Origin of the sequence: Xenophilus sp. (assembly GCF_044462705.1) — a bacterium.
Taxonomy (GTDB): domain Bacteria; phylum Pseudomonadota; class Gammaproteobacteria; order Burkholderiales; family Burkholderiaceae_C; genus Xenophilus; species Xenophilus azovorans.
In genome coordinates this window covers 1793-4934 of record NZ_JBIQNC010000286.1, presented here as the reverse complement: position 1 = coordinate 4934, position 3142 = coordinate 1793, and the positions used below count along the sequence as shown (strand labels likewise).

Genomic DNA, 3142 nt, shown 5'->3' with positions numbered 1-3142 from the left:
GGCGCAGGGCGCGCCCGTTGCCTTCCCGGAAAGGATGGACCATGTTCAGATCGCCGTAGAAGATCGCGCACTCCCGAACCAGCGCCGGCCGCGCCAGACCTTCCAGCCAGTTCTTGCCGGCCAATGCATCGAATATCTTGACGGCCTCCGCCTCGATGCGGGAGACATGGCAGAACCGTGTTCTCGACTTGGAGATGTCCACGGTCCGCAATTCCCCCGCCCAGTCGTAGACGTCCTCGAAAAGCTGGCGATGCAGGGCCTGCAGCGCGCCCAGATCGTAGGGTGGCGGCGCAAACTCGATCCTGCTTGCAGCAATCGAAGACAACGCCCGCTCGGCCGCCGCCAGCGCGGCTTCGTCCTGCAGGCCCAGGCGGTTGCGCAGCACGCCGGACTGCGGGTCGCAGTAGGGATCGGGGCCGGCGCCGTACTTGTCCAGGGTCAACCCTTGGCGTGCCGCTGAGCGCTCAACCGCTGCAGCACCGCCTCGCGCGTGGGTAGCGGGCGCTGGCCGTCGGCAGGCGTTGTGTCAAAGCCCTCCAGACGCAGACTGGCCGCATAGTTGGACCGCCGCATCCGGGCGAAATGCGCCTTCTTGGATTGCAGGTCGAGAGGGGTTTTCATCATTCGGCGTCCGATGACGGGGATCGTCCATTTTAGGAAGTCCGGCCGTCTGCCGGCGGCATGCCGCGTGGGCGGGCGCTCACCTCGGCGCTGGTCACGGCCTGCACGCCGGCGGCCGTGCGCACGAGCAGCTCGCCGCCCGCGCCCACGCCTTCGCACAGGCCGGCGGTGCCGTCGCTGAGCACCACCTCGCGCCCGCGCAGCGCGTCGCGGGCCGCGAAGCGGGGCGCCACCGGCGCGAAGCCCTCGCGCTCGAAGCGCAGCACCTCGGCCACCAGCGCGGGTGCAATGCGTGCCAGCACCGCGTCCGGCCCGGCGTCCGGCCACCACTCGCGCACGGCGGCCGGCGCGGTGCGCAGGCCCTCGGCCGGCCGCTCGGCCAGGTTCAGACCGATGCCGATGACGACCTGCCGCGCGGCACCCGGTCCGGCGAGGGCACCCCCCGGCGCGCCGGCCGTCTCGATGAGGATGCCGCCGAGCTTGCGGTCCTGGCGCCACAGGTCGTTGGGCCACTTCAGCTGCACGCGGGCGGCGCCGTCGGCGTCCAGCGACTCGGCCACGCTCACGCCCACGGCCAGCGACAGGCCGGACCAGTCGGCCGGCGCCAGCGGCAGGGCCAGCGAGAAGGTGAGCGAATCGCCGGGGGCGCTGTCCCAGCCGCGCCCGACGCGGCCGCGGCCGGCCGTCTGGCGCGCGGCGACCAGCAGCACCGGCGAGGTGTCGCCGGCGCGCGCGCGGCCCATGAGTTCGGTGTTGGTGGAGGCGATCTCGTCCACCTGCTCCACGGCCAGGCCGGGCAGCAGCGCCGCCAGTTGCGCAGACAGCGAGGACAGGGCCGCCGTGCTCACCCGGTCGCCTTCTTTCCGTCCTTTTTCTTGGCCTTTTTCTTCTTCTTGTCGCCGGCCTTCTTCTTGTCCTTGGCCTTCTTCTTTTTCTTCTTCGCGCCGTCCTCGTCGTCCTTCGGCGCGAGCAGCGTGCCGCGGCAGGCGGCGGCGCCGCACCAGCAGGGGAACTCGGCCAGCAGCTTGGGCGTGTAGGGCTCGTCGATGATCAGGCCGTAGTCGTAGCTCAGTTCCTCGCCGGCCTCGATGTTGCGCAGCGCCTTGATGAACACGCGCCCGCCGTCCTCGTCGGCGATGCAGTTCGGATCGCAGGAGTGGTTGATCCAGCGCGCGGCGTTGCCCTTGACGCCGCCGTCGATCACGCGCTCGTCGTCGACGTGGAAGTAGAAGGTGTGGTTGGGCTGCGCCGGGTCGTGCGGATGGCGGCGCAGCGCTTCCTCCCAGGAAATCACCTCGCCCTTGTATTCGATGACGCGCTCGCCCTCGGCGATGGGCTGCACGGCGAACACGCCGTTGCCGTGCACGGCCGAGCGCCGCGTCTGGATGCGCCGGGCGGGCGAAGCCGACGGCGAGGTGGGGGATTTGCTGGGCATCGCCGAGTTCTGATAGCTTGAATACAGGCACCTGCGCGCACGCACGTGCGTATGTGTGTGCGCGTGCATGCGCGCGAGAGGCGCGAGTATAGAGAGACCCCTGATGACGAAGACTTTGGTGATTGCTGAGAAGCCGTCGGTGGCGCAGGACATCGTGCGTGCGCTCACGCCGGTGAGCGGCAAGTTCGACAAGCACGACGAGCATTTCGAGAACGAGCGGTACGTGGTGACCAGCGCCGTGGGCCACCTGGTGGAGATCCAGGCGCCGGAGCAGTACGACGTCAAGCGCGGCAAGTGGAGCTTCACCCACCTGCCGGTGATCCCGCCGCACTTCGACCTGAAGCCGGTGGACAAGACCAAGACCCGCCTGAACGCGGTGGTGAGGCAGGCCAAGCGCAAGGACGTGATCGAGCTGGTGAACGCCTGCGACGCCGGGCGCGAGGGCGAGCTGATCTTCCGCCTGATCGAGCAGTACGCCGGCGGCGGCAAGCCGCTGGGCAAGCCGGTCAAGCGCCTGTGGCTGCAGTCGATGACGCCGCAGGCCATCCGCGACGGCTTCGCGCAGCTGCGCAGCGAGCAGCAGATGCAGGGCCTGGCCGATGCGGCGCGCTCGCGCTCGGAGGCCGACTGGCTGGTGGGCATCAACGGCACGCGGGCGATGACGGCCTTCAACTCGCGCGACGGCGGCTTCTTCCTCACCACCGTGGGGCGGGTGCAGACGCCCACGCTGTCGATCGTGGTGGAGCGCGAGGAGCAGATCCGCAAGTTCGTCAGCCGCGACTACTGGGAAATCCACGGCAGCTTTCTCGCCGAAGCCGGCAGCTACCCCGGCAAGTGGTTCGACCCGAACTGGAAGAAGGCCAATGCACCCCTCCTGCCCAGCGGCGACCCGGACCCCGAATGGCGCGCCGACCGCGTGTGGAGCGAGGCCGAGGCGCGCGCCGTCGCCGACGCGGCGCGCGGCCGGCCGGCCACCGTCACGGAAGAGAGCAAGCCCACCACGCAGGCCTCGCCGCTGCTGTTCGACCTGACCTCGCTGCAGCGCGAGGCCAACAGCCGCTTCGGCTTCTCGGCCAAGACCACGCT

Annotated in this window: 5 protein-coding genes; 1 reads left to right on the top strand and 4 read right to left on the bottom strand. The window is 69.9% G+C overall.

Translation table 11 applies throughout. From position 1 onward, the window contains the following. The 4 genes from ACIY1X_RS24795 to ACIY1X_RS24780 form a co-directional block, all read right to left on the bottom strand. Positions 1-442: Fic/DOC family protein (locus tag ACIY1X_RS24795; protein WP_399685901.1), on the bottom strand; the 442-nt coding region annotated here is incomplete at its 3' end. Further along, complete coding sequence (locus ACIY1X_RS24790) at positions 439-621, bottom strand: YhfG family protein (RefSeq protein ID WP_399685899.1); 183 nt, start codon at positions 619-621, stop codon at positions 439-441. The genes ACIY1X_RS24795 and ACIY1X_RS24790, both read right to left, overlap by 4 nt. Before the next feature lie 32 nt (positions 622-653). Beyond that, a complete protein-coding gene (locus ACIY1X_RS24785; protein WP_399685896.1) occupies positions 654-1469 on the bottom strand; it encodes a biotin--[acetyl-CoA-carboxylase] ligase in 816 nt (271 codons plus the stop codon). Continuing rightward, positions 1466-2056, bottom strand: a complete 591-nt coding sequence (locus ACIY1X_RS24780) for an SET domain-containing protein (protein WP_399685893.1) — start codon at positions 2054-2056, stop codon at positions 1466-1468. The genes ACIY1X_RS24785 and ACIY1X_RS24780 overlap by 4 nt, the downstream gene beginning before the upstream one ends. A gap of 103 nt (positions 2057-2159) precedes the next feature. Between ACIY1X_RS24780 and ACIY1X_RS24775 the strand changes: the two genes are divergently transcribed. Further along, positions 2160-3142, top strand: a 983-nt coding sequence (locus ACIY1X_RS24775) for a DNA topoisomerase (RefSeq protein ID WP_399685891.1), incomplete at its 3' end; no start/stop codon positions are given.

Coding starts and splice junctions, on each gene's coding strand:
- ACIY1X_RS24790 (WP_399685899.1), bottom strand. CDS start 621: ATGAAAACCCCTCTCGACCTGCAATCCAAGAAGGCGCATTTCGCCCGG.
- ACIY1X_RS24780 (WP_399685893.1), bottom strand. CDS start 2,056: ATGCCCAGCAAATCCCCCACCTCGCCGTCGGCTTCGCCCGCCCGGCGC.